The organism is Streptomyces sp. NPDC002838, assembly GCF_040295365.1.
Classification (GTDB): domain Bacteria; phylum Actinomycetota; class Actinomycetes; order Streptomycetales; family Streptomycetaceae; genus Streptomyces.
In genome coordinates this window covers 51,564-75,935 of sequence record NZ_JBEOVF010000045.1, presented here as the reverse complement: position 1 = coordinate 75,935, position 24,372 = coordinate 51,564, and the positions used below count along the sequence as shown (strand labels likewise).

Here is a 24,372-nt window from a genome sequence, read left to right as displayed (position 1 = left end):
CGTTGTATCTCCGGCGGGGCCCCATCACGTCGTAGACCTTCAGCCGAGGGAGTTCCAGTCATGCGTGTACTGCTCGTGGGCGCCGGTGGTGTGGGCACGGCCATCACCCGGATCGCGGCCCGGCGGCCGTTCTTCGACCGGATGGTCGTGGCCGACCACGACCCGGCGCGGGCCGAGGCGGCCGTCGCGGCCCTCGGCGACGCCGGGTCCCGTTTCGCGGCCGAGCGTGTGGACGCCGGCGACGAGGCGGCCGTGGCGGCGCTGCTGGAGCGGTACGGCTGCGACGTCCTCCTCAACGCCACCGACCCGCGGTTCGTGATGCCCCTGTTCCGTACGGCACGCGCGGCCGCTGCCACCTACCTCGACATGGCGATGTCGCTGTCCCGGCCGCACGCCGAGCGCCCGTACCAGGAGTGCGGGGTCAAGCTGGGCGACGAGCAGTTCGCACAGGCGGACGACTGGGCGAAGGCGGGCGCGCTGGCCCTCGTCGGGATGGGCGTGGAGCCGGGGCTGTCGGACGTCTTCGCCCGGTACGCGGCCGACGAACTCTTCGACGAGATCGAGGAGATCGGCGTCCGCGACGGCGCGAACCTCACCGTCCACGGGTATGGCTTCGCGCCGTCCTTCAGCATCTGGACCACGATCGAGGAGTGCCTGAACCCGCCGGTCGTCTACGAGTCCGACCGGGGCTGGTTCACCACCGAGCCGTTCAGCGAGCCCGAGGTGTTCGACTTCCCGGAGGGCATCGGCCCGGTCGAGTGCGTGAACGTGGAGCACGAGGAGGTGCTGCTCGTGCCGCGCCGGGTCGAGGCGCGCCGCGTCACGTTCAAGTACGGCCTGGGCCGCGAGTTCATCGAGACCCTCAAGACGCTGCACCTGCTGGGCCTGGACCGCACCGACCCGGTGACCGTGCCGAGCCCCGCCGGCCCGGTCGCGGTCTCGCCCCGGGACCTCGTCGCCGCCTGCCTTCCCGATCCGGCGACGCTGGGCGAGCGGATGCACGGCAAGACCTGTGCGGGCACATGGGTGCGGGGCGTCAAGGACGGTGCGCCGCGCGAGGTGTACCTGTACCACGTGGTCGACAACCAGTGGTCCATGGCGGAGTACGGCTGCCAGGCGGTGGTGTGGCAGACCGCCGTCAACCCCGTCGTCGCCCTGGAGCTCCTCGCCACGGGTGCCTGGTCCGGCGCGGGCGTCCTCGGCCCGGAGGCCTTCCCGGCCGGCCCCTTCCTGGACCGGCTGACCGCCTACGGCTCCCCCTGGGGCATCCGCGAGCAGTGACCGCGTCCTGGCCGATACCCACCCGGCCCCGGAACGCGGCGGTTTCACTCAGGCATCGACAGGTGACCCGGAAGCGAGTAAGGCATCCCCGAGGGCACGTACGACTTCGATCGCAGGTGACTTTTCATGGACAACTGGCGAGACCACGCCGCGTGCCGCCACGAGGACCCCGATCTCTTCTTCCCGATCGGCACCACCGGACCGGCGCTGGTGCAGACGCAGCGGGCGAAGGCCGTGTGCCGGCGCTGTCCCGTCCGGGAGGAGTGCCTGCAGTGGGCGCTCGACACCGGGCAGACACTGGGCGTGTGGGGCGGCACGAGTGAGGACGAACGCCGTGCGCTGAAGCGGCGCGCGGGCGCCCGGCGCAGCTCGGGGTGAGGCGAGGGCCCGGCGTCGCGTGACGCCGGGCCGCTTGTCACCCGTGCCGGGGCCGCTTCAGCGGCCGGTGCGGCGCAGCGGGCCCCAGGAATTCTCCTGCCGGTCCACTTCCGACCGTGCCTCGTCGATCATCCGGGGGTCGATCCAGCACAGGGGGCGGACGTCCGCGACCAACGGCTCGTTGTCCGGTCCGCGGCCCGTCTCCCGGCCCTTGAGGACCCAGGGGCGGACATCGGCCCCCTTCTCGTGCGGCAGATGGGAGTAGTCGTACAGGCGGCGGGCCACCCACACCTGCACGGGCCGGTCCTGCCACCACTCCTCGACGTCGAGCGGGTTGGCGGACAGTCCCGGCATGGGGGCGCCCGTGAGGTCGTCGGTGCTGGACACCTCGGCGAGGTCGGCGCCGGGGCCGCGCGACCAGCGGACGTACAGGCCCTGGTGCCGTTCGACCAGGCCGGTCAGTTCGGCGAGTGTGCCCACGACCGGGAGGTCGTCCGATGCGCTCATGTCGTGGCCTCCCTCTTCGCCTCGCGCGAGACGGGGTACCCGCACGAAGCGACCGGAATCGGACGGACCGCTACCGTGCCGGAGCCCCGGGCAGTCGCAGCGTGAAGACGCTCCCGGTACCGGGCTCGCTCGTCGCGTGGGCCGTACCGTCGTGCGCGGCGATCAGGTGCCGGACGATGGGCAGGCCCAGGCCGCTGCCGCCGGTGCGGCGGCTGCGGGACTTCTCCGCGCGCCAGAAGCGGTCGAAGACGTGCGGCAGGTCCTCGGGCGCGATCCCGGCGCCGGTGTCGGCGACCTCCAGGACGACGTCGTCGCCGTCGTGGCGCGCGGCGAGTGTGACGGCGCCTCCGGCGGGCGTGTGGCGCAGCGCGTTGGAGACCAGGTTGCCCAGCGCCTGCCGCAGCCGGACCGGATCGGCGTCCAGCCAGGGCTTGCCCTCCACCGCGGTGCGCAGGGCGACCTGGGCCGTGTCGGCGGCGACGCGGTGGGCGGCGGCGACCTGGTCGAGGAGTTCGTCGCAGCGGACGGGTTCGCGGTGCAGGCGCAGGGTGCCGGCGTCGGCGTCGGCGAGGTCGCGCAGGTCGTCGATGACGCACTGGAGGACCAGGGCCTCGTCGTGCAGCGAGGCGAGCAGGGCGGGGTCCGGGTCGACGACTCCGTCGCGGGTGACCTCCAGCCAGCCGCGGATGTTGGTGAGCGGGCTGCGCAGTTCGTGGGCGATGTCGCTGACCATCGCCTTGCGCTGGGCCTCCAGGCGTTCGCGGCGCTCGGTCAGTTCGTTGAATGCCGCGGCCAGGATGCCGGTCTCGTCCCGGGTGGTCACGGGCACGCGCACATGCCGCTCCGGCGGCTGCTGGGCCGCCGCGGTCAGCGCGCGCAGGGGCCGTACCAGCCGGGTCGCGATCACGGCGGTCACGGCGACGGTGACGGCGAGCACGAGCCCGGCGGCGCCGACGACCTTGGCCTTGTTGGCCGGAGACATGTCGAACCGCACGGCGGCGGTGTCCCCGCCACCCAGGAACAGCTGGGCCACCGGTGCCACATAAGGGTCGAGCTGCGCGCGCCGGGCGTCGTCGAGGCAGGCCTGGGCCCGTCGGCCGACCTCGGCGTCCGGCTGCTTGAGGAACTTGCCCATGACGTACCGGGTGCTCAGGCTCTGGTCGGTGACGTCGACCATGACGAACAATGGCGACCTGAAGTCCAGCCCTTGCCGGTCCAGACAGCCGCCGGCCCGCTCCGTCAGCGCGGCCAGCGCCTTCTGCTCGGTCGGGGTCGGGGTGTTGAGCTGCCCGTCGGCGCACTCCTCGGGCACGTAGCCGCCCGCGAGCGTGCCGTCCTCCTCCTTGAGCACCGGGCGACCGCTGGGTGTGCGCACGACGGTGGTCTCGATGCCGTAGCGGGCGAAGCAGCCCCGCCGCGCCTCGGCCAGCTTCGTCAGCCCGGCACGCTCGTCCGCCGTCAGCCGGTACGGGCCCACCACCCGCGGGTCGATGCCGCTGCGCTGCGCCCCTCGCTCGCTGTAGGTGTCGGTTGCCAGCGGGTCGACGGTGGCGGCGGCCCGCGGGGGCAACGAAGTGCCGGGCCGTGCGGAGTCGGCGATCGTCCTGCGGTCGGTGGTGGTCAGGGCGATGCGCCGGCCGGTCTTCGCGGACAGCTGCCGTACGGTGTCCCGCACCCCCCGCCAGTCGGGGTGGGTGGCGGCGTAGGCGCTGAGCCGGGCGAGGACGTCCATGTCCTCGGCGAGCACCTGGCCCTGCTCCTCGCGCAGGGCGCGGGTGGTGGTCTCCACGGCCAGCCAGGCCGTCGCCGCCACGGAGCACACGGCGATGAGCCCCGAGGCGATCAGCAGCCGGACCAGCAGGCGCTTGCGCAGCGGTATGCGGCCGCTCATCCGTGGGCGCCGCTGAGCTTGTAGCCGACGCCGAAGACGGTCAGCAGCCGGGCCGGGCGGCGCGGGTCGGCCTCGATCTTCCGGCGCAGGTTCATGACGTGGACGTCGACGGCCCGTTCGGTGGAGGCCCGGTCGGTGCCGCGGGTGACCTCCAGCAACTGCCGCCGGGAGAACACCCGTTCCGGTTCGGCGGCCATGGCGAGGAGGATCTCGAACTCGGCCGGCGTGCACTCCACGGGTTCTCCGTCGCACCGCACCTCGTGCCGTACGGGATCGACCGTGACCCCTGCGGCACGGACGACGGCATCGTCCCGCCGGTCGGCGACCGCGCGCCCGCTGCGCCGCAGGACCGTGCGGATGCGGGCCATCAGCTCGCGCGGGCTGTAGGGCTTGGTCATGTAGTCGTCGGCGCCGAGTTCCAGGCCCAGCAGTACGTCGTCCTCGGCGGTGCGCGCGGTGAGCATCAGGACGGGGATGTCGCCGTCCCTGCGCAGGACCCTGCACACGCCGAAGCCGTCGATCACCGGAAGCATCAGGTCCAGTACGACGAGGTCCGGCCGGAGCCGGTGGGCCGCGTCGAGGGCGGCCCGGCCGTCGTGGACCACGGTGGCCGTGTGGCCCTCCGCGAGCAGGGAGCGGCGGATCAGTTCGGCCTGCATCTCGTCGTCCTCGGCGACCAGCACATGTGCGCACACGCGGCGGATCCTAAGCGGTTCGGGGGGCATCGGCGGCTTCAGCGAGCCAGGGACTCGGCGTCGCCCATGACGACGACGGGGTGCCGTTCCGGGTCGAGGGCCAGCAGCAGTTCCTTCATGTGCTCCTCGGCGATGCTCACGCAGCCCTGCGTGGGGCCGTCGTGGTCGACGTGCAGCCAGATGCCGCCGCCGCGGCCCGCGCCGAGGGGGCGGGTCCAGTCCAGCGGTGAAGTGCCCGGTTCGCGGTTGTAGTTGATGGCGATGACGTAGTCGAAGGACCCTGCCAGCGGCTCGCCCTCGAATCCCGTACCGCGCGCGGTGAACCCGACGGACCGGTCGTACGGCAGCCGGGTCCCGGGGTCGCGGAGCAGCCCGCCGGCGTCGGTGAGGGTGTAGACGCCGATGGGTGAACGCAGGTCACCGGCCCGGTGGTGGTCGGTCCAGCCCTTGAGCGCGTTGTGCGCGGGCCGGCTCTCGCCGGCCTGCCAGCCGGCCGCGGTGCGCTCGTACAGGACGACCGTGGACAGCGGCGAGTCCCTGCCCCGGCCGGTCACCACGACGGCCTGGCGGGAGCGGGAGGGCACCTTCGCCCACGTCTTGGGCCCCAGGCCGGGCAGTTGCCGCGGCACGACCTGGACGGTGATATCGGAGGAGGGAGTGGGTGCGCTGACCGTCGCCGGGGTGGCCTGGGCGCCGTGGTCCGGGGACGCTGCCACGCCGCCGCATCCGGTGAGCAGCAGGGTGGCGGCCAGCAGCGCGGCACGGGGGCTGCGTGTGATCATGGATCGACCTTGACCGACAGTTGTGAGGAACTCGTCAGGTTCTGGGATTGGTTCGGTTTGCCCGCCCTGTACGTCGCCCCCGATCAGGTCAAGCCGCGTTGCGTCGCCCGTCGTCCCCGGACCAGGGCGGTACGCTCCCGGCACCGCCCTCCGCCCGAGAAAGGTACCCCCGTGAGCGTTCGCGTCCGCCGCGTCTACGAATCGCCCGATCCCGACGACGGCGTACGTGTCCTCGTCGACCGGCTGTGGCCGCGCGGTCTGTCGAAGGACGCGGCGCACGTCGACGAGTGGCCCAAGGCTCTCACGCCGTCGACCGAGTTGCGCCGCTGGTACCACGCGGGCGAGGGATCCCACGAGGAGTTCAGCCGCCGCTACGAGGCGGAGCTGGCCGCTCCGGAGGCAGCCGAACTCCTCGAGCACGTCCGCGAGTTGGCGGGCAACGGTGCGGTGACGCTGCTGACCGCGGCCAAGGATCCGGAAGAGAGCCACGCCGCGGTGCTGGCCCGTCTCCTGCGGGCGTGAGGAGACGGGCCGAGAGCCGGGGTCAGGCGGTCTGCTGGGCGGCAGCCCGTCCCGCCGCCCGGCCGGAGAAGAGGCAGCCGCCGAGGAAGGTGCCCTCCAGCGCGTTGTAGCCGTGGACGCCTCCGCCGCCGAAGCCGGCGACCTCGCCGGCCGCGTACAGGCCGTCGAGGGGCTGTCCGTCGGTGCCGAGGGCCCGGGAGTCGAGGTCGGTCTGGATGCCGCCGAGGGTCTTGCGGGTCAGGGTGTGCAGCTTGACGCCGATCAGCGGCCCGGCCGCCGGGTCGAGGATGCGGTGCGGGGTGGCGACCCGGCCGAGGCGGTCGCCGATGTAGCGGCGGGCGTTGCGGATGCCCTGCACCTGGGCGTCCTTGCTGTAGGAGTTGGCGATCTGGAGGTCGCGGGCCTCGATCTGGCGCCGGATTCCGGCCGCGTCGAGGAGCGCCTTCTCCGTCAACCCGTTCATCTTCTCGACGAGTTGCTCCAGGTTCGGGGCGGTCACGAAGTCCGCGCCCTTGCGCAGGAACGCGTCGACCGGTCCCGGCGCGCCCTTGCCGAGGATTCGCTCCTTCAAGAAGCCCGCGCGGTCCTTGGCCGTGATGTCGGGGTTCTGCTCGGAGCCCGACAGCGCGAACTCCTTCTCGATGATCTTCTGGGTGAGGATGAACCAGGAGTGGTCGTATCCGGCGATGTCCTCGGTGGTGCGCAGGTACTCGAGGGTGCTGAGGGTGTCGTAGCCGGGCAGGCACGGCTCGGGCAGGCGGCGGCCGAGCGCGTCGAACCACATCGAGGACGGTCCGGGCAGGATGCGGATGCCGTGGCCGGGCCAGATCGGGTCCCAGTTCTGCAGGCCCTCGGTGTAGTGCCACATGCGGTCGCGGTTGACCAGGCGTACGCCGGCGTCCGCGCTGATGTCGAGCATCCTGCCGTCGACGTAGGCGGGGACGCCGGTGACCATCTCGGCGGGCGGGGTGCCGAGACGTTCCGGCCAGTAGCGGCGGACGATCTCGTGGTTGGCGCCGATGCCACCGGTGGTCACGACGACGGCCTGGGCGGTCAGCTCGAAGTCGCCGACACGGTCGCGGTTGGAGGCGACACCGCGCGGCGAGTGGTCCTCGGCCAGGACGGTGCCGCGCACCCCGCGCGCCGCACCCTCCTCCATGACCAGTGCGTCGACCTGGTGGCGGTGGTGGAAGGTCAGCAGCCCGTCACGGGCCGCCTGTTTGGCGTACCCGACGAACGGCTCCACGACCCCGGTGCCGGTGCCCCAGGCGATGTGGAAGCGGGGCACGGAGTTGCCGTGGCCGTGGGCCGTCAGGTCGCCGCGCTCGGCCCAGCCGACGGTGGGCAGGAACTTGATGCCGTGGCCCTCCAGCCAGGACCGTTTCTCCCCCGCCGCGAACTCGACGTAGGCGCGCGCCCAGCGCACCGCCCAGGAGTCCTCGTCGGCCACGCGGTCGAACCGTGCGCTGCCCTGCCAGTCGTTCCAGGCGAGGTCGAAGGAGTCCTTGATGCCGAGGCGCCGCTGTTCCGGCGAGTCGACGAGGAACAGTCCGCCGAAGGACCAGAACGCCTGGCCGCCGAGATTGGCGGCGTTCTCCTGGTCGACCAGCGCGACCCTGCGGCCCCGGCTGGTCAGTTCGTGCGCGGCGACCAGGCCCGCGAGGCCCGATCCGACGACGATGACGTCGGCATCCATGGCGACCGTCCTTTTCCTCATACGGTGGTGTCGCTGCCGTCGGTGAGCAGCGCGGTGAGCAGTTGCTTGAGCCAGGCGCGAGCATGCTCGACGTCCCGGTCCAGCAGCAGTTGGGTGGTGACTCCGTCGTAGGCGGCGACCACGGCGTGCGCGGCACCGTCGATGTCGCCGAGCACGGCGGGCAGTTCCGTGTGCCCCCGCGCCCGGGCGAGCCGCTCGGCGATCGCCCGCCGCAGGCGCGCCCGGTGCTCCAGCAGGGTCTGCGCCACGCTCGGTTCGCGGGCGGCGTGCACCAGGAAGTCCGTCTTCACCAGGAGCCAGTCCCGGTCGAGGAGCAGTACCTCGGTGACGCGGTCGACGGCCGCGGGCACGTCGAGGTCCGGCCCGTCGAGGGCGAGCGCCCCGGACACCTGATCCGCGATCAGGTCGGCCCGCTGCCGGTAGAGGGCGAAGAACAGCTCGTCCAGGCTGTCGAAGTTCGAGTAGAAGGCGCCCCGGCTGTAGCCCGCGGCCTCGCAGACCTCCTCGATCGAGACGCGCCCGAAGCCCTTGGCGGCGAAGACCGCGAAGGCGGCGTCCAGGAGGTTGGCCCGCGTGCGGACGCGGCGCCTGGTCACGCGCCGTGTCGTCTGCTCCACCGCCATGCCCCGCCCTCCGTTCGATACGCGAATGTATCCGATACACCGATGTATCGACAGGTCCTGGCCGACTGTCCTGGCCGACCGAAAACAGAGTGGGAACACATTTTCGAATAAAGAGTACGCTGGGTGCATGAGCAGGCACCTCCAGGGCTCCCTCTTCGACCAGACCGACGAGCTGGAACTCGGCCGCCTCGACGGGATCCGCCGGACCGAGCTCGGCCTCGGCGCCTGGATCGACGTACTGCCCGGATGGCTGAGCGGATCCGACGCACTGTTCGAACAACTGGCCGCCGACGTGCCGTGGCGCGCGGAGCGCCGCACGATGTACGACCACGTCGTCGACGTACCTCGGCTGCTGGCGTTCTACGGCGCGGACGACGTACTGCCGCATCCCGTGCTGACCCAGGCCCGCGAGGCGCTGTCCGCCCACTACGCGGAGGAGCTCGGCGAGCCCTTCACCACGGCCGGGTTGTGCTACTACCGCGACGGCCGGGACAGCGTGGCCTGGCACGGGGACCGGATCGGTCGGGGCGCCCGGGAGGACACCATGGTCGCCATCCTGTCCGTGGGCACACCCCGCGATCTGCTGCTACGACCGATGCACGGCGGCGGCGCCACGGTCCGACGGCCTCTGGGGCACGGCGACCTGATCGTGATGGGCGGCTCCTGCCAGCGCACCTGGGAGCACTCCGTACCGAAGACCACGCGTGCCACCGGACCGCGGATCAGCATCCAGTTCCGCCCGGACGGCGTGCACTGAGGCGGACGGGCGGCCGCTCAGCTGCGCGCGAGGGGCTGCCTCCGGCGGACGGTGCCGGAGGCAGCCTCGTTCCTGACGGAACCCTGTCCTCCCCCGCACGGCCTCCCCCACACTGGCGCACATCCCGGGGGGAGGCCGCGATGAGTGGGGAGTCAGGGCAGCCGGCAGCCGTTCGCCGACGCGTCGAACTGGACATGCTCCGTGCCCTCGTCGTCCTCGGCCTGGTCTTCTTCCACGCCGCCCTGGTCTTCTCCCCGGACGACGACTTCTACGTCAAGAACGCGCAGACGACCGACGCCGTCACCGTCGTCGCGGGGCTCGGTGTGGTCTGGGCGATGCCCCTGCTGTTCCTCGTCGCCGGGCTCGGCGCCCGGTACTCGCTCCGTCGTCGCGGGCCGGGCGGTTTCGCCCGTGAACGGCTGCTGCGCCTCGGCGTCCCGTTGGTCTTCGCGACGCTCGTCCTGTGTCCCCTGCCCCAGTGGCTGCGTCTGCGTGCCGCCGACCCCGGCTACGGCGAGTCCTACTGGCGCTTCTGGCCCCGGTTCCTCACCGTCCACCCGGACCCCGGCGACTTCCCCTTCGTCCTCGAAGGGGACCACTTCGAGACCGGCCACCTGTGGTTCGTCGTCCTCCTGCTCGTCTTCAGCCTCCTCCTCGCGCCGGTCGCCGCTCCCCTCGCGTCCGCCGGCGACCGCGCGGGCGGCGCGGTGGGGCGGCGGCCCGCCCTGCTCCTCCTGCCCGCGCTGCCGCTCGCCCTGATCAACGCGCTGCTGGGCATGGAGGAGAGCTTCGCGGGCTGGAACCGCTGGGCCTATCTGCTGTTCTTCCTCTTCGGCCACGTTCTGGCCGGCGACGACCGGATCCGCGCGGCCATGCGCCGACTCGCCCTTCCCGTCGGCGTGCTGGGGATCGTCCTGTTCCTGGGGACCGCGCCCGGATTCATGTCGCAGGACGATCCGTTCACCGCGAGGACCACCTTCGCACTGTTCACCCGGGCGCTGTTCGGGGCGGCGGGCTGGTGCTGGGTGGTGGCGATCCTCGGGCTGCTGGATCGGCCGCGCGGCGGCGGAGCGCGTGAAGGCGGGCCGCGCGAGGCCGGGTCCCGTGAGGGCGGGTCGCCCGGGAGTGAGCCGCCCTCACGCGTGCTGCCCTATCTCGCGGTCGCCGCCCTGCCGTTGTACGTGCTGCACCAGCCCGTCGTGGTCGCCTTCGCTTACGGAGTCGTGGGCTGGGCCGCCCCCATCGTGGTCAAGTACACGGCGATCGTGGTCTGTTCCCTCGCCGTGATCCTCGTGGTGTACGAGTACGCCGTGCGCAGGACACGGGTCACCCGCTTCCTGTTCGGCATGCGACCGGACCAGCCGACTCCGCCTCCCTCATGACCTGCTTTGCTGTGTCCGTCGGGCTGGAACCTCACCACGGGGACGATCATGCGGACAGACGTGCGGCAAGTCGCCGACGGCACCTATCTGGTGCACGGCAGCAACACCAACTGGGTGATCCTCACGGAGGGGGACGCCGCGACCCTGGTCGACACCGGCTATCCCGGGGACCGGGAGCAGGTTCTCGCCTCCCTTGCGGAGGTGGGCAGTTCGCCGGAGGCGGTCGCGGCCGTGCTCATCACCCACGCCCACAACGACCACCTGGGCTCCGCCGAGTACCTGCGCGGCACCTACGGCACGCCGGTGTACCTGCACGAGGACGAAGTGCCGCACGCCAGACGGGAGTTCCTGCACCAGGTCAGCGTCGGGACGGTCCTGAAGAACGGCTGGCGTCCCGGTGTGCTGCCGTGGGTCGTGCACGCGCTCCGTTCGGGCGGCACCGCCCACGTCCCGGTCGCCTCTCCGCAGCCGTCCCCGGCGGCGGGCCCGCTCGATCTGCCCGGCCGGCCTGTCCCGGTGCCCACGCCCGGCCACACCGACGGGCACGCCGCCTACCACCTCCCGGGCAAGGGCGTGGTGATCTCGGGCGACGCCCTGGTGAGCGGTCACCCCACCTCGCGGACGATGGGGCCGCAGCTGCTGCCAGACATGTTCCACCACGAGCGGCCCCGTGCCGTGGCCTCGCTGGAGATACTCGCCGCTCTGGAGGGCGATCTCCTTCTCCCGGGGCACGGACCCGCGCACCGCGGTCCGATCCGTGAAGCGGCACTTCAGGCCCGGGAGCGCGCGCTTTAAGGTGAGGTGACGATCACCGGCTCGGCGATACGCAAGATGAGGACACGCGACCCATGGCACTGCAGATCAGCGCGACCAACCCGGAGCATCCCGCGCTCCTGCTCGAACTGCCGTGGCACCTCCCCCTGGAGGAGTGGCCCGAGGAGTACCTGGTACCGCTGCCGCGCGGTATCTCCCGGCACGTCGTGCGGTACGCCCGCGCCGGCGACGAGGTCATCGCCGTCAAGGAACTCGCCGAGCGCCCGGCGCTGCGCGAGTACGAGCTGCTGCGCGACCTGGACCGGATCGGCATTCCCGCGGTCGACCCGCTGGCGGTGGTCACCGGGCGTACCGACGCCGACGACGCCCCGCTGGAGCCGGTGCTGGTCACCCGGCATCTGGGCGGCTCGATGCCGTACCGGTCGATGTTCGAGACGACGATGAGGCCGGCGACCATGCACCGGCTGATGGACGCGCTGGCCGTGCTGCTGGTGCGGCTGCATCTCGCCGGGTTCGCCTGGGGCGACTGCTCGCTGTCCAACACGCTGTTCCGCCGGGACGCGGGCGCGTACGCCGCGTACCTGGTGGACGCGGAGACCGGCGACCTGCACCCGCAGCTCAGCGCCGGGCAGCGCGACTACGACCTCGACCTCGCCCGGGTCAACATCAGCGGCGAACTGCTGGACCTGGAGGCGTCCGGGGCGCTGCATCCCTCCGTGGACCCGATCGAGTTCGGCATGGAGATCTGCGCGCGCTACGGGAGCCTGTGGAAGGAACTGACCCGCACGTCCGTCTACCCGGCGGGCAAGTACCACTACATAGAGCGCCGGATCCGCCGCCTGAACGAGCTCGGCTTCGACGTGGCCGAGATGCAGATCGAGCACTCCTCCAACGGCGACACGGTCACCTTCGTGCCCAAGGTCGTGGACGCGGGCCACCACCAGCGCCAGCTCCTGCGGCTGACCGGCCTGGACGCCGAGGAGAACCAGGCGCGGCGGCTGCTGAACGACCTGGAGAGCTGGATGGCCACCCAGGACGACTACGCCCCGGGCGACCCCCTCGCGGCCCGCCCGGAGGTGCTCGCCCACCGCTGGGTGCGGGACGTCTTCCGGCCCACGGTGCGGGCCGTGCCCATCGAGCTGCGCGGCTCGATGGACCCGGCGGAGATCTACCACGAGCTGCTGGAGCACCGCTGGTACCTGTCGGAGCGCGCGCAGCACGACATAGGGCTGGACACGGCGGTGGAGGACTACATCAAGAACATCCTCCCCAAGGCGCGCGAGACGCTCCAGCCCAGCCCCGCCTCCGACTGACTCAGGCCTGCGGCACCACGGCCACCGGGCAGCCCGCGTGATGCAGGACGCCATGGGCGACCGAGCCGATGCGGGCGCCGACGGCCGTACGGTGGGCGCGGCGGCCGACGACCATCAGCTGGGCGCCCGCGGCCACCGACAGCAGCACCTGCCCGGCGCTGCCCATCTCCACGTGCTCAACTATCGGCACGTCGGGGAAGCGGTCCCGCCACGGCTGCAGCGCCGCCGTCAGCGCCTTCTTCTCGTACGGCTCAAGACCGCCGGCCTCATCGAGCAGCTTCAGCGAGCCCGGGCTGTAGGCGAAGACCGGCGGCAGGGTCCAGGCCCGTACCGCGCGCACCGTGGCACCGCGCGCCGCCGCCGTCTCGAACGCGAACCGCAGCGCGTCGGCGCTGTCCTCCGTGTCGCCCTGCTGGCCCACGACGATCTCGCGCCCCGCTGCCTCGACGGAGGGCTCGTCGTCGGCGCGCACCAAGATGACCGGGCGCGTCGCCTCGACGATCACCTGCTGGCCGACCGAGCCGAGCAGGAAGCCGACGACCCGGCCGTGGCCGCGCGAGCCGAGGACCAGCATCTCGGCGTCCGCCGCCGCGGCGACCAGCGTGTCCACGCTGCCGCCCTCCACCACGTCGGTGGACACCTCCAGCCCCGGATACCGCTCGGTGACGGTCCCGGCGGCCGAGGCCAGCACCTCCCGCGCCCATCCGGCCTGGACGTCGGGGTCGGCCGCCTCGATCGCCTCGTGCGGCTGGAACCGCCAGGCGTGCACCACCCGCAGGGCCAGCCCCCGCCGGACCGCCTCCCGGGCCGCCCAGGCCAGCGCGGCCAGGCTCTCCTCGGTTCCGTCGATCCCTGCCGTGATCGGGCGCGTCATGCTGCCGGCCTCCATCTGTCTCGGTCACGTGGCTCGGACCCAGTCTTCACTACGGTCGGCATGGCTTTGGAATGGGAGCAGGTTGGCGTGGACGCGGCGGATCCGGTGGCCCTGGGGCGCTGGTGGGCCGAGGCGCTGGGGTGGGTGGTGGTCAACGACTCCGCCGAGGAGTACGAGATCCGGCCGGAGAAGGCCCGGGTGCCCGGCCCGCTCTTCATGCCGGTGCCGGAGGGGAAGATCGTCAAGAACCGTCTCCACCTCGGCTTCCGGCCCGACGGCCAGGAGGCGGAGGTGGCCCGACTCCTCGCCCTCGGCGCCCGGCACGCGGACATCGGCCAGGGCGAGCAGAGTTGGGTGACGCCGGCGGATCCCGAGGACAACGAGTTCTGCGTGCTGGGTGAGCGCCTTGACGGACGGCGGGCGGGCTCCCACGCACCCACTGCCGCATGCCTGAGCGAAGCGGGACGATCGAACATACGATGGGCGGGAACCGGCGCGCGGCTCGGTGGCAGTGGCCAGGGGGTACGCCGTGCCGTGAGTCCGACCTCGGGGTGGGAGACGTATGGCACAGGCCGCGGACGCAGCGCGGACCGTCATCTTGACCGTGGACGACGATCCGGGAGTCTCCCGCGCCGTCGCCCGCGATCTGCGGCGCCGCTACGGCGAGTCGTACCGGATCGTGCGCGCGGAGTCCGGCGAGTCGGCGCTCCAGGCGCTGCGCGAGCTGAAGCTGCGCGGTGATCTCGTGGCGGTGATCCTGGCGGACTACCGGATGCCGCAGATGAACGGCATCGAGTTCCTGGAACAGGCCCTGGACGTGTATCCGGGGGCACGGCGGGTGCTGCTGACCGCGTACGCGGACACGAACGCGGCGATCGACGCGATCAACGTCGTCGACCTCGACCACTACCTCCTCAAGCCGTGGGATCCGCCCGAGGAGAAGCTCTACCCGGTCCTGGACGACCTGCTTCAGACGTGGCGGTGCAGCGACTACCGGCCGGTGCCCAGCACCAAGGTGGTCGGGCACCGCTGGTCGGCGCGTTCCTCGGACGTGCGGGAGTTCCTGGCCCGCAACCAGGTGCCGTACCGCTGGTACTCGGCGGACGAGCCCGAGGGGCAGCGGCTGCTGGCGGCGGCCGGGCAGGACGGGCAGCGGCTGCCGCTGGTGATCACCCCGGACGGCACGCCGCTGGTCGAGCCGGAGGCGCCCGAGCTGGCCGCGCAGGTGGGGCTGGCCACGACGCCCGCGGCCGACTTCTACGACCTCGTCGTCATCGGCGGCGGCCCGGCCGGGCTCGGCGCCGCCGTCTACGGGGCGTCCGAGGGGCTGCGGACGGTGCTCGTGGAGCGGTCGGCGACCGGCGGGCAGGCCGGGCAGAGCTCCCGGATCGAGAACTACCTCGGCTTCCCGGACGGCGTGTCGGGGGCGCAGCTGACCGACCGGGCGCGGCGGCAGGCGGCGAAGTTCGGCGCCGAGATCCTCAGCGCGCGCGAGGTGACCGGGTTGGAGGTCAACGGGGCGGCGCGGACCGTACGGTTCTCGGACGGCTCGGCGGTCGCCGCGCACAGCGTGATCCTGGCGACCGGCGTGTCGTACCGGCAGCTCGACGCGCCGGGGACGACCGATCTGACCGGCTGCGGGGTCTTCTACGGCTCGGCGCTGACCGAGGCGGCCTCCTGCCAGGGGCACGACGTGTACATCGTGGGCGGCGCCAACTCCGCCGGGCAGGCGGCGATGTACCTGGCCAGGGGCGCCAAGTCGGTGACGCTGCTGGTGCGCGGGCCGTCCCTGTCGGCGTCGATGTCGCACTACCTGATCCAGCAGATCGAGGAGGCGCCCAACATCTCGGTGCGCTGCGGCACGGCCGTCGAGGCCGTGCACGGCTCGGACCGTCTGGAGCAGCTGACGCTGCGCGACGTGGAGAGCGGGAAGACCGAACTCGTCGACGCGCAGTGGATGTTCGTCTTCATCGGCGCGGCCCCGCTGACCGACTGGCTGGACGGTACGGTGCTGCGCGACGAGCGCGGGTTCATCCTGGCCGGGCCCGACCTGACCCCCGACGGGCGGCCGCCGGCGGACTGGGAGCTGGACCGGCCGCCGTACCACCTGGAGACCAACATTCCCGGCGTGTTCGTCGCGGGCGACGCGCGCGCCGAGTCCGCGAAGCGGGTCGCGTCCGCCGTCGGAGAGGGAGCCATGGCCGTGATGCTCGTCCACCGGTATCTGGAGCAGTCGTGAGCGGGCGGCTCATGCCCTGCAGCCCGCAGGAGATCGGGTCGCTGTTCCTGTTCGAGAAGCTGTCCCCCGAGCAGCTGGGTCGGCTGTGTGGCGAGGGGCGGGTGGAGAAGTTCGATCCCGGTCCCGTCTACACCGAGGGCGAGCCCGCCACCTGCTTCTACGTGATGATCGAGGGCACGGTCGTACTGTCGCGCCGGGTCGGCGGCGACGACGTGGAGGTCAGCCGGACCTCCCAGCGCGGGGTGTACGCGGGGTCCATGCAGGCGTATCTGGGGGACCGGGTGCCCCAGGTGTACAACAACTCGATGCGTGTCACTGAACCCACGCGGTTCTTCGTGCTGCCCGCGGACACCTTCGCGAGCTTCATGCAGGAGTGGTTCCCGATGGCGGTGCATCTGCTGGAGGGGCTGTTCTTCGGTACGAAGAGCACGCAGCGGGTCATCGGGCAGCGCGAACGGCTGCTGGCGCTGGGGTCGCTGTCGGCCGGTCTCACGCACGAGCTCAACAACCCCGCGGCGGCTGCCGTACGAGCCACCGCGACCTTGCGGGAACGCGTGGGCAAGATGCGGCACAAGCTGCGGGTGATCTCCTCGGGCTCGTTCTCGCCGGAGACCTTGGCGAACCTCATCGACATCCAGGAACGCACCGCCGAACGTGTCGCCAAGGCACCCGTGCTGAGCCCCCTGGAAGCCTCGGACCGCGAGGACGCGCTCACCGACTGGCTCGACGACCGTGACATTCCCGAGGGCTGGCGGATCGCCCCCACCTTCGTGCAGGCCGGGCTCGACATCGACTGGCTGGACCAGGTCGCCGCGGCCGTGGACGAGGAGCTCCTGCCGAGCGCGATCGGGTGGCTCAACTACACGGTCGAGACCGAGCTGTTGATGGACGAGATCGAGGACTCCACCACCCGCATCTCGCACCTCGTGGACGCCGCCAAGCAGTACTCCCAGCTCGACCGGGCGCCCTTCCAGAACGCCGACGTGCACGAACTCCTGGACAGCACCCTGCTGATGCTGTCGGGCAAGATCGGTCAGCGGATCAAGGTCGTCAAGGAGTACGACCATACGGTCCCGAAGATCCCGGCGTACCCGGCGGAGCTCAACCAGGTGTGGACCAACCTGATCGACAACGCGGTGCACGCCATCAACAGCACGGGCGGGGAAGGGACGTTGACCGTGCGGACGGCCCTGGACCACGACCGGCTGCTGGTGGAGTTCCGTGACACCGGGCCCGGCGTGCCGAAGGAGATCCGCGGCCGCATCTTCGACCCGTTCTTCACCACCAAGCCGGTGGGCGAGGGCACGGGGCTGGGCCTGGACATCTCCTGGCGGATCGTCGTCAACAAGCATCACGGCAGCCTGCAGGTCGAGTCCGAACCGGGCGACACGCGCTTCCAGGTCCTCCTTCCGCTCACTGCCGCGGAGCCCGACACATCTTCTGAGGAGCCCGTATGACCGCCGTCAAGGGAATCGATCCGAGCGTTCCGCCGAGCGGGGACGGCTGCGTGGAGTGCGACGCGGCCGGCGGATGGTGGTTCCATCTGCGGCGCTGCGCGCAGTGCGGGCACGTCGGCTGTTGTGACAGTTCCCCTGCGAAGCATGCTACGGGGCATTACCGGGACACCGGGCATCCCTTCGTACAGAGCTACGAGCCCGGCGAGAGCTGGTTCTGGAACTACGAGACGAATGAACTGTACGAGTCGGGGCCCGATATGGCCCCGCCGGTGAGCCATCCCGCGGAGCAGCCGGCGCCAGGCCCTGCCGGGCGGGTGCCGGTGGATTGGGCTCGGGCCCTGCGGCAGTGAGCGCCTGAGAGCTCGAGAGGTTCTGTCCGACGGCGGCTGCGGATTGTGTGTGGCCGGTTGCGCAGTTCCCCCGCGCCCCTTGAGGTCGGCTCAGGCCACCTCGGCCACAGAGGCGCTGTCAGTGTCCCGTGCCAGGATGGATTCCGTGCCGCCGATCTCGAACACCACGCCGCTCATCGGCCGGGAGGACGAACTCGCCCGCCTCGCCGGTGTGCTGGAGCGCGCCCGGGGCGGTGAGGCCCGGGCCGTGCTGGTCGCCGGGGACGCCGGTGTCGGCAAGACGCGGATGCTGGACGAGGTCGCCGGCCGGGCCGCCGAGGCCGGGATGACGGTGCTCACCGGGCACTGCGTCGACCTCGGTGACGTCGGGCTGCCGTATCTGCCGTTCACGGAGGTCCTGGGCGTGCTCGCCTCCGACGGGCGGTTCGCGGACGCCCTCGCCGCGCATCCGGTGGTGGACCGGCTGCTGGGCGGCGGCACGGACGCCGTGCGGGACACGGGCGGGCGGCTGCGGCTGTTCGAGGGCATGGCCGGGCTGCTGGCCGACCTCTCGGACATCGCTCCCTTGCTGCTCGTGCTGGAGGACCTGCACTGGGCCGACCAGTCCTCCCGGGACCTGCTGCGGTTCCTGCTCAGCCGGGGCATCCTCCAGCGGCCGGCGGGCGGTGCGCCCACGCACCGGCTGGCGGTGCTCGCCTCCTACCGCGCGGACGACCTGCACCGCCGTCACCCTTTGCGTCCGCTGCTGGCCGAGCTGGTGCGGCTGCCGGGCGTGGAGCGGCTGGAGCTGCGGCCCATGGCCGACGCCGAGGTGGCCCGGCTGGTGCGGGCCCTTCAGGACAGTCCGCTGCCGGACACCACGGTCCGGCGGATCGTCGAGCGCGCCGAGGGCAACGCCTTCTACGCCGAGGAGCTGGTCGCGGCCACGGAGACGGACGCCGGGGGCGTGCCCAGCGGCCTCGCGGACGTCCTGCTCATCCGCTTCGAGCAGCTGTCCGACACCGCCCAGCAGGTGCTGCGTACGGCCGCGGTCGCCGGGCGCCGCGTCGAGCACGACCTGCTGCGGGACGCCGTCGGACTCCCCGAGGACGAACTGGAGTCGGCGCTGCGCGAGGCCGTGGGACGGCAGCTCCTCGTCCCCGGCGACGGGGACACCTACGCCTTCCGGCACGCCCTGGCCCGCGAGGCGGTGTACGCCGACCTGCTGCCCGGTGAACGGGCCCGGCTGCACGGCGCGTTCGCCCGCCTGCTCGCCGGGCGGGGCCGCCGGCCCGGGAGCGCGGCGGAGCGGGCCCACCACTCCCGGGAGAGCCATGACCTGCCCGAGGCGCTCGCCGCCTCACTGGAGGCCGCGGACCACGCCCAGCGCGTCGGCGCGCCCGCAGAGGAGCTGCGGCACCTCGAAGCGGTACTGGACCTGTGGTCCACGGTCGAACCGTCCGCCCGGCCCGCGGGCGAGGGCGTCGACCGGGTGACGCTCACGCTGCGCGCCTCGGCGGCGGCCGCGCACGCCGGGCAGGCGCACCGGGCGGTCTCCCTCACCCGTGCCGCGCTCGCGGGCGTCGGCCAGGACGCGGACTCCGAACTCGCCGCCCGGGTGCGGTACACGCTCGCCGGGAACCTGCTGAGCGTCGACAGCCTGACGGCCGCGTTCGCCTACAGCAGCGAGGCGCTCGCCATGATCCCCGCCGAACCCCCGTCGCGCACCTGGGTGTGGGCGGCGGCCACGCACGTCCTGGCGGCACGTCAGGTCGGGGAGAGCGAGACGGCACTCAAAGTCGCCCGGCAGGCCCTGAGCATCGCCGAAGAGCTGGACGTCACCGACGCACGGGCTGATCTGCTGATCTCGCTGGCCATCCTCGAAGGGGACGGCCGCCGTACCGCGGAGGGGCAAAAGCGGCTGCGCGAGGCCCGGGAACTCGCGCGGCGTTCTGGCAACGCGCCCGTGGAGCTGCGCGCGCTGTTCAACCTCGCCGTCGGCTGCTTCGAGTCCGGTGACCTCGACGCGTGCCTGCCCTGGCTGACCGAGGGGCTGGACCGCGCCCGCCGTGCGGGGCTGCTGTCCTCGCCGTATCCGCTGGAGATGCGCTACCTCCGGCTGCTGGCGCTGTACACGCTGGGCCGCTGGGACGAGTGCGCGCGTGCGGCGGCCGCGGACGCCGAGGTGTTGCCCGCGGCCGGCGCGTACACGGCCGGCCCCGCGTTGTACGTGGCGCTCGCACGTGGCGACCTCGGGGCCGCGGGCCGAGCTCAGACGTTGCTGGAGGGGCCGTTCGACTGGATGGGCACGCTCGTCGCGGGCATCGTGCTGACCGACGCGGCGGCACTGCGGGGCGATCCGGAGGAGGCCGTGCGGCGGATGCGGTCCACGGTCACGGCGCTCACCGACGACGCGGGCACGCCTCCGGACGTCACGGTCCGGCTGGCCGCCCTCGCGCTCCGCGCGGTCGCCGACGCGGCCGCCGGGCTGCGCCTCGCCGGCGACGAGGCCGGTGCGGGCCGCTGGGCGGACACCGCGAGCGAGCTGGTGGAACTGGCCCGGGCCACGGCCGTGCGCGGCCAGGACGGCACCCCGCAGGGCCCGGAGGGGCAGGCGTGGCTGGCGCGTGCCGAGGCGGAGTGGGCGCGGGCCGTGTCCGGGCCGGACGCGGCGGCCTGGGCGAAGGCGGTCGCCGCGTTCGACTTCGGCGACGTGTACGAGCGTGCCCGCTGCCAAGTGCGGTTCGCCGAGGCCTTGTTGGCGGCCGATCGGCGCGAGGAGGCGGCCGTCGAGGCCCGTGCGGCACGGGAGACGGCGACCGGGCTCGGCGCCACGCCGCTGCTGGAGCAGGTGGACGCCCTGGTCCGTCGCGGGCGTCTGGCGGACTCCCCGGCCGCCGATGCCCGGGCCACGATGCTCACCGCCCGTGAACAGGACGTGCTGCGGCTCCTCGCTCTCGGCCGCAGCAACCGGCAGATCGGCGAGGAGTTGTTCATCAGCGGCAAGACGGCGAGCGTCCACGTCTCCAACATCCTCGCCAAGCTGGGCGTGGCGAGCCGTACGGAGGCGGTGGCCGTCGCCTACCGCGAGGGCCTGATCGCGCCGGAGCCGAGCGCGTCCGGCCGCGGGCCGTCCTGAGTCACTGCCCTGCGCTACGGCGTCGCGTCGGTGCCCGGCGGGTCGTCGCAGTCGAGGCTCTCCAGGTCGACGGCGTCGGCCATCGCCCGCATTCCCTTGTCGTTGGGGTGCAGATGGTCGCCACTGTCGAAGACGGGCCGGATCCGCTCGGGGTCGTAGGGAGCGCGCAGGACGCGGTCGAAGTCGGTGACGGCGTCGAACTCCCCGCTGTTCCTGATGAACGCGTTGACCTCATGGCGTACGTCCGCGGTCCCGGCGTTCCATTCGGACCAGCCCTTGAAGGGCGCGACAGTGGCCGCGACGACACACTTGCCGGCCGCGTGCACCCGCTCGACGATCTCCCGGTAGCCGTCGATCAGGTCCCCGGCGGTGACACCTGGATAGGCCTTGATGTCGTTGACGCCCTGGAAGAGGAACACGGTGCGCACACCCGGTTGGGAGAGCACGTCCCGATCCAGCCGGTTCAGGGCGCTCTCCCCGGGGCCGTCCGCGAGGACCTTGTTGCCTGCGAGCCCCTCGTTGGCGACGCCCTTGACGTGGGTGTCCGCCTGCCGGAGGCGGCGGGCGAGGTGGTCGGGCCAGCGGCGGTTGAGGTCGCTGGTCGACTGCCAGCCGTCCGTGATGGAGTCGCCGAGGGTGACGACGGCTCCGGTCCTCCCGGCCGCCCGCACGGAGACCGCGTCCAGGTAGAACCAGGAGCCGATGGCCTGCGTCCAGTGGGTCGCGCTCTCCTCGGCGGTGTGGTCGCCCTGGGTGGCGTAGGAGGTCTGCAGGGCCATCCAGTGGCCGGTCGCCGGTCCGCCGGCGTCGGGTGAGTGAATGCTGATCACCAGGTTGGTCGCGGCGGGCAGGCTGCCGGGCAGCGGATCGCTCCATACGACCCCTCCGGCGGGGACGGTGACGGAGGGCGAGCCCTCGAAGGTCAGCCGCCGGTTGCTGCCCCGCACCAGTTCGGCGCCCCGCTTCTGGAGACCGGCGTAGACGCTGTCGAAGGTCACCGGCCGGTCTCCGAAGGCGTTGGAGAGCCGGATCCGCATGTCACGGCCCGCGACGCTGGTGTGCACGACGAGCCGGTAACCGCGGTCGGCGGCGGCGGTTTCGACCATGCGGTCGGCGCTCGCTGCCCAGGTGACGACGCCCTCGGGGACGTCGTACGCCCGGGCGGACGTGGACCGGCAGGCGGAAACCGCCAACAGCACGGCCACCACGCCGTACGCGAGTGCCGACCGGGCCGTCACCTGGCGGAGTCCGCCGCGATCAGGAGCTCGCGCGAGGTGCCCGACAGGGGCGTGGTGAGCAACCTCGCCTCCCAGAACTCGTACTCGCCCTTCACCAGTGGGGGATCCTCTCCGAACGGGATGACGACCGGGTGAACTCGTAGTGTTCCCACAGAGCGGGCGGGAACCCGTGTGCCTTGGCGCACGTTGTCCGGACGACCCCGAGGGGTCCCGGACGACGACATCAGGGCGGCACGATGAGCGAGTTGGTCCCCGGCGGCAATCTGCTTCTCCCGGGCGGTGCCGTGACCGTCCGGGTCCCCGGCCCGTTCGACGTGTCCGCGCTCATCACGGACGACGGCGGCAAGGTCCGGGGCGACGACGACTTCGTGTTCTACAACCAGCCGGCCGCTCCGGGCGCCCGACTGCACGGCGACACCCTGACCGTCGACCCGCCGAGGCTGCGCACCGGAGCGAGCCGGGTCACGGTGGTGGTCAGCCCCTCCGACCCCGCCACTCCCCTGGGCCGCCTGCCCGCCCCCACGCTCCACGTCACCGGTGCGGGCGGCCGACCGCTCGCCCGGTTCGCGCCGCCACGGCCCCGACAGGAGACCGTGCTGCTGCTCGCCGAGATCTACCGGCGCGGCGACGGCTGGAAGCTGCGGGCACTGGGGCAGGGGTACGCCGACGGACTGGCGGGCCTCGCCCGTGACTTCGGGGTCGACGTCGTCGACGACACGCCGACGCCTCCGGCCTACGGCACGTCCCCCACAAGCCCGGAGCCGCCCCTGCCCTCCCCCGACCCGGACGGCTTCCTCGGCCTGGTCAACTCCGCCCGCAGCGCGGCCGGTTCACCGCCGGTCGTCCTCGACCCCCGTCTGACCGCCGCGGCCCGTGCCCACGCCTCCGCCATGGCCTCGTCGGGGCGCCTCGGCGTCGAGGGCCCGGACGGTGTCTCCGTCCACCAGCGTGTCACCGCCACCGGATACGCGTATCTCACCGTCGGCGAGCACCTGGTCTCCGGCCCGCGCACGCCCGCGGAGTTCGTCGCGTACTGCCTGCGCACCGACCAGCCCCGCCGCACTCTGCACGACCCGGTCTTCACCCACGCCGGTCTGGCGTACGTCGGTGACGGCCGCACCGGCGACACGTACTGGACCGCGCTGTGGACGAGCCCCTTCACGCCCGCCGGTCTGGCGCGGACGCAGGCCGACGTCGTCGACCTCACCAACCGGGAGCGCGCCCGGGCGGGGCTGCGTCCGCTGGCGGTGGATCCGCTGCTCACCGTCGCCGCGCAGGCGCACAGCGCGGACATGGTGGCCCGGGCCTTCTACTCCCACACCTCGCCGGAGGGTTCACAGCCCTGGGACCGGGCGGCCGCCGCGGGATGCCGACGGCGTTCGATCGGCGAGAACATCGCCTGCGGCCAGCGCTCCCCCGCCGAGGTGGTGGAGGGCTGGATGAACAGCCCGGGCCACCGCGCCAACATCCTCAAGCCGGACTTCACCCACATAGGGGTCGGCTTCGAGGGCGGCGGTCCCTCGGGCACGTACTGGACCCAGCTCTTCGGCGCCTGAGAAGGCGCCCGGGGCACCGACACGACCGCGAGCCGCGATCTTGGCGGAGCGCGGCCTTCCGGGACAGGATGCCTCCATGAAGGGTGACCTGTTTTCCAGCGAGCACATGGTGCAGCCGGCCACAGCGCCGGGTATGACGGTCGAGAACTCCAAGTGCATCCGGTACGCGGTGCACGGCGAGATGCTCGCCCGCCAGGGGGCGATGGTCGCCTACCGCGGCAATCTCCAGTTCGAACGCAAGGGCCAGGGCGTGGGCGGCATGCTCAAACGCGCGGTCACCGGGGAGGGGCTGCCGCTGATGGCGGTGCGCGGGCAGGGTGAGGCCTGGTTCGCGCACGAGGCGCAGAACTGCTTCGTCGTCGAGGTGGACCCCGGCGACGAGTTCACCGTCAACGGCCGCAACGTCCTGTGTTTCGACTCCTCGCTGTCGTATCGGATCTCGACCGTGAAGGGGGCCGGAATCACCGGTGGCGGTCTGTTCAACAGCGTCTTCTCGGGGCACGGCAAGCTGGGGCTGGTGTGCGACGGCACTCCGCTGGTCATCCCGGTCTCGCCGCAGTATCCGGTGTTCGTCGACACGGACGCCGTCGTCGGCTGGACGGCGGGCCTGGACACCTCGCTGCACCGTTCGCAGTCGATCGGGTCGATGCTGCGCGGCGGTTCCGGGGAGGCCGTGCAACTCATGCTTCAGGGACAGGGCTACGTCGTCGTACGGCCGAGTGAGGCCACACCTCAGAAGGCTCAGCAGTGAGATCCCCCGTGAGGTGATCTGCGCCTCACGGGCAACCCGGTCGGCTCCGCCCACGTCTTGATCGACAACAGACCACGCCCTGGCCCTTGGGCCGGGGCTGGTTTTCGACGAACTATACACTCTGTGTATACATGCAATGTATAGATGGCGTGTATACGGACCGAAAG

The 24,372-nt window shown here is 72.2% G+C and carries 21 protein-coding genes and 1 pseudogene; 14 read left to right on the top strand and 8 right to left on the bottom strand.

Features of this window, described 5'->3' with window-relative positions; genetic code table 11:
• The first annotated feature begins 60 nt into the window (after positions 1-60).
• Both ABT063_RS39550 and ABT063_RS39545 read left to right on the top strand, forming a co-directional pair.
• Positions 61-1,281, top strand: coding sequence for a saccharopine dehydrogenase family protein (locus ABT063_RS39550; RefSeq protein ID WP_351065539.1), 1,221 nt, complete (start codon positions 61-63; stop codon positions 1,279-1,281).
• Positions 1,282-1,407: 126 nt separating this feature from the next.
• On the top strand, positions 1,408-1,659 hold the full coding sequence (locus ABT063_RS39545; protein WP_351065537.1) for a WhiB family transcriptional regulator: 252 nt from the start codon (positions 1,408-1,410) through the stop codon (positions 1,657-1,659).
• A gap of 57 nt (positions 1,660-1,716) precedes the next feature.
• Here ABT063_RS39545 and ABT063_RS39540 read toward each other — a convergent pair whose 3' ends face one another.
• The 4 genes from ABT063_RS39540 to ABT063_RS39525 all read right to left on the bottom strand — a co-directional run bounded on the left by ABT063_RS39540 (position 1,717) and on the right by ABT063_RS39525 (position 5,534).
• Positions 1,717-2,166 (bottom strand): DUF6098 family protein, encoded by a 450-nt coding sequence (locus tag ABT063_RS39540; RefSeq protein ID WP_351065535.1) that lies wholly within the window; start codon positions 2,164-2,166, stop codon positions 1,717-1,719.
• 70 nt (positions 2,167-2,236) lie between these two features.
• On the bottom strand, positions 2,237-4,057 hold the full coding sequence (locus ABT063_RS39535; protein ID WP_351065534.1) for a sensor histidine kinase: 1,821 nt from the start codon (positions 4,055-4,057) through the stop codon (positions 2,237-2,239).
• Positions 4,054-4,752: a response regulator gene (locus ABT063_RS39530; RefSeq protein WP_351065532.1), complete on the bottom strand. Its 699-nt coding sequence runs from the start codon at positions 4,750-4,752 to the stop codon at positions 4,054-4,056. Before ABT063_RS39530 ends, ABT063_RS39535 begins: the two co-directional genes overlap by 4 nt.
• A 38-nt stretch (positions 4,753-4,790) precedes the next feature.
• The gene (locus ABT063_RS39525) at positions 4,791-5,534 is read right to left on the bottom strand and encodes a hypothetical protein (protein ID WP_351065530.1); all 744 of its coding nucleotides are present in this window, start codon (positions 5,532-5,534) and stop codon (positions 4,791-4,793) included.
• 171 nt (positions 5,535-5,705) lie between these two features.
• On the opposite strand from ABT063_RS39525, the gene ABT063_RS39520 reads away from it, so the two are divergent.
• A complete protein-coding gene (locus ABT063_RS39520; protein WP_351065529.1) occupies positions 5,706-6,056 on the top strand; it encodes a DUF488 domain-containing protein in 351 nt (116 codons plus the stop codon).
• Positions 6,057-6,078: 22 nt separating this feature from the next.
• Here ABT063_RS39520 and ABT063_RS39515 read toward each other — a convergent pair whose 3' ends face one another.
• Positions 6,079-7,752 (bottom strand): FAD-binding dehydrogenase, encoded by a 1,674-nt coding sequence (locus ABT063_RS39515; RefSeq protein ID WP_351065527.1) that lies wholly within the window; start codon positions 7,750-7,752, stop codon positions 6,079-6,081.
• A gap of 17 nt (positions 7,753-7,769) precedes the next feature.
• Entirely contained in the window at positions 7,770-8,396 is a 627-nt protein-coding gene (locus tag ABT063_RS39510; RefSeq protein WP_351065525.1) for a TetR/AcrR family transcriptional regulator, read from the bottom strand.
• Between the two features lie 127 nt (positions 8,397-8,523).
• Between ABT063_RS39510 and ABT063_RS39505 the strand changes: the two genes are divergently transcribed.
• The 4 genes from ABT063_RS39505 (at position 8,524) to ABT063_RS39490 (ending at position 12,622) form a co-directional block, all read left to right on the top strand.
• Positions 8,524-9,153, top strand: coding sequence for an alpha-ketoglutarate-dependent dioxygenase AlkB (locus ABT063_RS39505; protein ID WP_351065523.1), 630 nt, complete (start codon positions 8,524-8,526; stop codon positions 9,151-9,153).
• A gap of 140 nt (positions 9,154-9,293) precedes the next feature.
• Positions 9,294-10,535 (top strand): acyltransferase family protein, encoded by a 1,242-nt coding sequence (locus tag ABT063_RS39500; RefSeq protein ID WP_351065522.1) that lies wholly within the window; start codon positions 9,294-9,296, stop codon positions 10,533-10,535.
• Between the two features lie 48 nt (positions 10,536-10,583).
• Positions 10,584-11,330, top strand: coding sequence for an MBL fold metallo-hydrolase (locus tag ABT063_RS39495; RefSeq protein ID WP_351065520.1), 747 nt, complete (start codon positions 10,584-10,586; stop codon positions 11,328-11,330).
• A gap of 53 nt (positions 11,331-11,383) precedes the next feature.
• Positions 11,384-12,622, top strand: a complete 1,239-nt coding sequence (locus ABT063_RS39490; protein WP_351065518.1) for a DUF4032 domain-containing protein — start codon at positions 11,384-11,386, stop codon at positions 12,620-12,622.
• 1 nt (position 12,623) lies between these two features.
• Here ABT063_RS39490 and ABT063_RS39485 read toward each other — a convergent pair whose 3' ends face one another.
• Positions 12,624-13,496: a universal stress protein gene (locus ABT063_RS39485; RefSeq protein WP_351065517.1), complete on the bottom strand. Its 873-nt coding sequence runs from the start codon at positions 13,494-13,496 to the stop codon at positions 12,624-12,626.
• A 60-nt stretch (positions 13,497-13,556) separates the two neighbouring features.
• Here ABT063_RS39485 and ABT063_RS39480 point away from each other — a divergent pair.
• The 5 genes and pseudogenes from ABT063_RS39480 to ABT063_RS39460 all read left to right on the top strand — a co-directional run.
• Positions 13,557-13,901, top strand: a pseudogene (locus tag ABT063_RS39480) (VOC family protein); the annotation flags it as partial.
• A gap of 157 nt (positions 13,902-14,058) precedes the next feature.
• Positions 14,059-15,735 (top strand): NAD(P)/FAD-dependent oxidoreductase, encoded by a 1,677-nt coding sequence (locus ABT063_RS39475; RefSeq protein WP_351065516.1) that lies wholly within the window; start codon positions 14,059-14,061, stop codon positions 15,733-15,735.
• Positions 15,732-17,192: an ATP-binding protein gene (locus tag ABT063_RS39470; RefSeq protein WP_351065515.1), complete on the top strand. Its 1,461-nt coding sequence runs from the start codon at positions 15,732-15,734 to the stop codon at positions 17,190-17,192. The genes ABT063_RS39475 and ABT063_RS39470 overlap by 4 nt, the downstream gene beginning before the upstream one ends.
• A complete protein-coding gene (locus tag ABT063_RS39465) occupies positions 17,189-17,542 on the top strand; it encodes a UBP-type zinc finger domain-containing protein (RefSeq protein ID WP_351065514.1) in 354 nt (117 codons plus the stop codon). The genes ABT063_RS39470 and ABT063_RS39465 overlap by 4 nt, the downstream gene beginning before the upstream one ends.
• A 145-nt stretch (positions 17,543-17,687) precedes the next feature.
• A complete protein-coding gene (locus ABT063_RS39460) occupies positions 17,688-20,660 on the top strand; it encodes a helix-turn-helix transcriptional regulator (RefSeq protein WP_502990972.1) in 2,973 nt (990 codons plus the stop codon).
• A gap of 14 nt (positions 20,661-20,674) precedes the next feature.
• Here ABT063_RS39460 and ABT063_RS39455 read toward each other — a convergent pair whose 3' ends face one another.
• On the bottom strand, positions 20,675-21,898 hold the full coding sequence (locus tag ABT063_RS39455; protein WP_351065510.1) for an SGNH/GDSL hydrolase family protein: 1,224 nt from the start codon (positions 21,896-21,898) through the stop codon (positions 20,675-20,677).
• A gap of 236 nt (positions 21,899-22,134) precedes the next feature.
• On the opposite strand from ABT063_RS39455, the gene ABT063_RS39450 reads away from it, so the two are divergent.
• Positions 22,135-23,454, top strand: coding sequence for a CAP domain-containing protein (locus ABT063_RS39450; RefSeq protein ID WP_351065508.1), 1,320 nt, complete (start codon positions 22,135-22,137; stop codon positions 23,452-23,454).
• 76 nt (positions 23,455-23,530) lie between these two features.
• Positions 23,531-24,205: an AIM24 family protein gene (locus ABT063_RS39445; RefSeq protein ID WP_351065507.1), complete on the top strand. Its 675-nt coding sequence runs from the start codon at positions 23,531-23,533 to the stop codon at positions 24,203-24,205.
• Positions 24,206-24,372 lie beyond the last annotated feature (167 nt).